The sequence below is a fragment of the Bacillus infantis genome (assembly GCF_008180445.1).
GTDB lineage: Bacteria > Bacillota > Bacilli > Bacillales > Cytobacillaceae > Bacillus_AB > Bacillus_AB infantis_B.
Map to the genome: position 1 here is coordinate 1 of NZ_VTER01000029.1, position 3,652 is coordinate 3,652.

General features: G+C 42.9%; 4 protein-coding genes. 3 read left to right on the top strand and 1 reads right to left on the bottom strand.

Translation table 11 applies throughout. The annotated features are described in order from the left end of the window. The first annotated feature begins 450 nt into the window (after positions 1-450). Complete coding sequence (locus FZD51_RS25630) at positions 451-1,695, top strand: EAL and HDOD domain-containing protein (RefSeq protein WP_148977244.1); 1,245 nt, start codon at positions 451-453, stop codon at positions 1,693-1,695. 43 nt (positions 1,696-1,738) lie between these two features. On the opposite strand, the gene FZD51_RS25635 is transcribed toward FZD51_RS25630, so the two are convergent. Beyond that, positions 1,739-2,008: a hypothetical protein gene (locus tag FZD51_RS25635; protein WP_148977245.1), complete on the bottom strand. Its 270-nt coding sequence runs from the start codon at positions 2,006-2,008 to the stop codon at positions 1,739-1,741. A 158-nt stretch (positions 2,009-2,166) separates the two neighbouring features. Here FZD51_RS25635 and dapF point away from each other — a divergent pair, with 158 nt between their 5' ends. Both dapF and FZD51_RS25645 read left to right on the top strand, forming a co-directional pair. Then, positions 2,167-3,150 (top strand): diaminopimelate epimerase, encoded by a 984-nt coding sequence (gene dapF / locus FZD51_RS25640; protein ID WP_148977246.1) that lies wholly within the window; start codon positions 2,167-2,169, stop codon positions 3,148-3,150. Between the two features lie 124 nt (positions 3,151-3,274). Then, positions 3,275-3,652 (top strand): transposase (locus FZD51_RS25645; protein WP_148977247.1); only part of this gene is annotated, 378 nt, incomplete at its 3' end.

A 3,652-nucleotide genomic window follows, 5' to 3' on the forward strand; every position in this document is an offset into this window, starting at 1 on the left:
AAGGAGCCACAACCATATTCGCAGTCAATCTCAAACGAATTATCAAACTTCTTAAAGATAAGAAGTAAGGAAAAAGGAAGGAAATAAGCAACTTTTCGTCTATTTTCCGAAGGAAAGCTGCTTTTTCGCATTTGATCCCCCCTTTTCCGAAATAAGTTTTGCTATTTTTCCTTTGACCATCTTTAGAATGAAAAAAGCATAAGTTTTTCAGTGCCCTCAGCGGCAGCGACGAGGAGGCTTAGCGCCGCCCCGCGGAAAGCGAAGTGCCTGGAACGGAAAACAACAGCCCGATTAAAAGGTAAAACATTTTTAGTTTTAATATTTGGCATCTAATAGGGTGTCTTTTTTAACGAATAAATATATCATTCTACAAACTTCGACAGACATACTGCCAAATATTGTTTTACAATAAAGACAACCTAACATTTGGAATAACAGCGGAGGTATAGAATGGAAGTCTTTGTTGCGAGGCAGCCGATTTTTAATATTAAGGAAGAAGTATTCGCTTATGAATTGCTGTACAGAAGCAGCCAGATGAACGAATTCCCCCTTATCAACGGCGACCAGGCGACCGCCGACGTCATCATAAATAGTTTCTTAAATATAGGAATCGACAGGCTGTCCGAAGGCAAGCCCTGTTTTATTAACTTTACAGAAAATCTGCTCAAGCTCCGGCTCCCGACCTATTTCAGGCCAAGGGAAATTGTTGTGGAAATACTGGAAACGGTGGAACCCAGCAGCCATTTGATTGATATCTGCCGGGAACTTAAAAGCCAGGGGTATCAGATTGCGCTTGACGATTACGCCCTCAAGGAAAACAATCTTTTTTCAAAACAGCTGCTAGAGTATGCAGATATTATCAAAGTGGATTTTCTCGCCGCTTCAGCCGGCATGAGGGAGAGGATTGAGCGGGAAGCCAAACGGCTCAAGCTTAAAATGGTAGCGGAAAAAGTCGAAACAAGAGCTGAGTTTGAGGATGCGAGAAGAAGGGGCTATGATTATTTTCAAGGCTACTTCTTTGAAAAGCCTGAAATTGTATCAACTTATGATGTTCCGACCTATTTTCATTCTTATTATGAGATGATTCATAATCTCTCAACAGCTGATCCAAGCATAGATTTGATATCAAATCTGATTGAAAGAGATTTATCGCTTTCTTATAAGCTGCTGAGGCTGATCAACTCACCTGCTTTCAGGCCTAAGCACAAGATAAACAGCATCAGGCAGGCGACGGTTCTGCTGGGGCTGAATGAAATCCAAAAGTGGATATATGTGCTTGCCGTCAGGGAGTCTGTCCTGGAAAAGAAGGCGGTCCAGAAGGAAACGATCAGGATTTGCCTGATAAGGGCAAAGATGGCTGAATCTGTTGCCGTTCTAAGGAAAAAGGGGGCTTTGAATGCGCAATATTTTTTGACAGGAATGTTTTCAATGATGGACAGCATTCTCGGGGCATCAATGGAGGATATTTTGACTGATCTGCCGCTTCAGGACGAAATAGGGGATGCACTGAGGGGCATCGAAAACCCTTTGAAAGATGTGCTGGATCTTGCCGTTGCTGTTGAGAAGGCTGACTGGAAGCTGATCAGTGAAAAAAGCAGGTGCCTTGATATAGAAGAGAATGCTCTTTTTCGCATATATGCCGATTCTATAGCTTGGACCAATAGTCTGCTTTCAGAGGAATCTCTTTACATATAATTGCAGCATACTTCAAAAGCGCCGGTTTTCGGCGCTTTCTTCGTTAGAGCCACCGTCTTTGCGGCTTAACATATCTCTTTGCTTCTGCGGCCAAAAGCTGCCTTAAAGATTTCTGGGATACAGCAGCCATGATGTCCGCCGGGTTGGGAAATGTACCATGATCATTGAAGCGCACCCGGATAGAGCCAGTGTATATTTCCTGTTCACCGTAAAGGATCCTCGTATCAACAAAAGCTGTTTTTTCTGTTATCCCATTTGCTGCCTCGAGCTCTTCAACCCTGCTGATGAAAAATTTGAACTTATATTCCTGCATCGCTTTGACTCACCTCCGGCCTGCACATAGGGTTAATACCCGCCATATTGTATTCTAACTCATATTGTCCACAAGAGGATTATTGAACTTCAGAGGAATTTATGGCAATCTATTATTATGTTGATTTAGCAGGTTAAAGGGAAAGCGGGGGTTTTGAAATGAAAATAGAAATTCTAAAATGCCATGGGTCGGGCAACGACTTTTTGCTGATAGATGAAATATCGAAGGATTATGGGTTTACGGAAGAGCAGCGGCGGGAGCTTGCCATCGCTCTTTGCCGAAGGGATTCCGAACTGGGGGCAGACGGGATTCTTTTTACAATGAAGAGTGATAAAGCCGATGCCCGGATGAGGGTTTTCAATGCCGATGGCTCAGAAGCTTCAATGTGCGGCAATGGCCTGCGCTGTGTCGCCCGCTATGTATGCGAATTATTAGATTTGAAGGAAGCGATCATTGAAACAATGAAAGCTGATTTGAAGGTTGAAAAGCGGCCGGATATCTTCCCGGAGATTCCAACCTATCTTGTTGAAATATCACCAGTCTCCTTCCAGCTTCGTGATTTGCCGCTCATCCTGAATCAGGAGACATTGAAGAATGAAAAAATAAACTCGCTGTCAGATTCGCTTCATTTTACAGCTTTGGCTGTTCCTAATCCTCATCTGATTGCGGTTTGCAGTAAAGATGATATTCAATCAGATCTTCAGAAAGATATCAGTGAACATGTCAATGGCCCGAATGAGCTGTTCCCTGATGGAGTAAATGTAAGCTTCATCAAGCCTCTTAAAGAGGAAAGCATTTACGTGAGGACTTTTGAGCGCGGAGTGGGCTTCACGAATGCCTGCGGAACTGCGATGTCTGCTTCCACCCTGGTATCCTGCCTTCAAGGGATGAATAAGCTTGAAAGGCCGGTGGATGTGTACAATAATGGGGGGAAGGTCCAGTGTACCGCACATGAATCAAATGGCGGGTATACAATCGACCTGATCGGGAACGCCACGTATATGTACCGTGTAAATGCCTATATGGATTTTGCTCAGACTAAAGCTTTTACATTGGGTGAAAAGGATTACTTTGAGGCAGAAGCAGAACAGTATGGGAAGCTGCAGGAACATGCCAGTGAAATAATAAAAGAATATCTATGATGAGAGAAAAGAATGCTGCGCTGCAGCATTCTTCAGACTGTAGACAAACTCGAAGAAATTCGGGTTTGCCTACAGTCTATTTTTTTATAAAATATAAGATATACCAATGCTTGAGGTGAAAAAAATGCTGACTAAGAATAATTCAATCCAGCGGGATCAAATTGAAATGATTGCTCTTGACCAACTTGTACCCTCGAACCATCTGGTTCGCAAGGTTGAGGCAGCGATTGATTTTTCATTTATCTATCCACTTGTGAAAGATATGTACTCAGAAGTCGGCCGCCCAAGTATTGACCCGGTCGTATTGATAAAAATGACGTTCATCCAATACCTATTCGGCATCCGTTCCATGCGCAAAACCATTGAAGAAATAGAAACAAATATGGCTTATCGCTGGTTCCTTGGCTTTGGTTTCTATGATAAGGTCCCTCATTTCTCAACATTCGGCAAGAATTATGAGAGACGTTTCAAAGATAGTGACCTTTTTGAACTGATCTTTTAC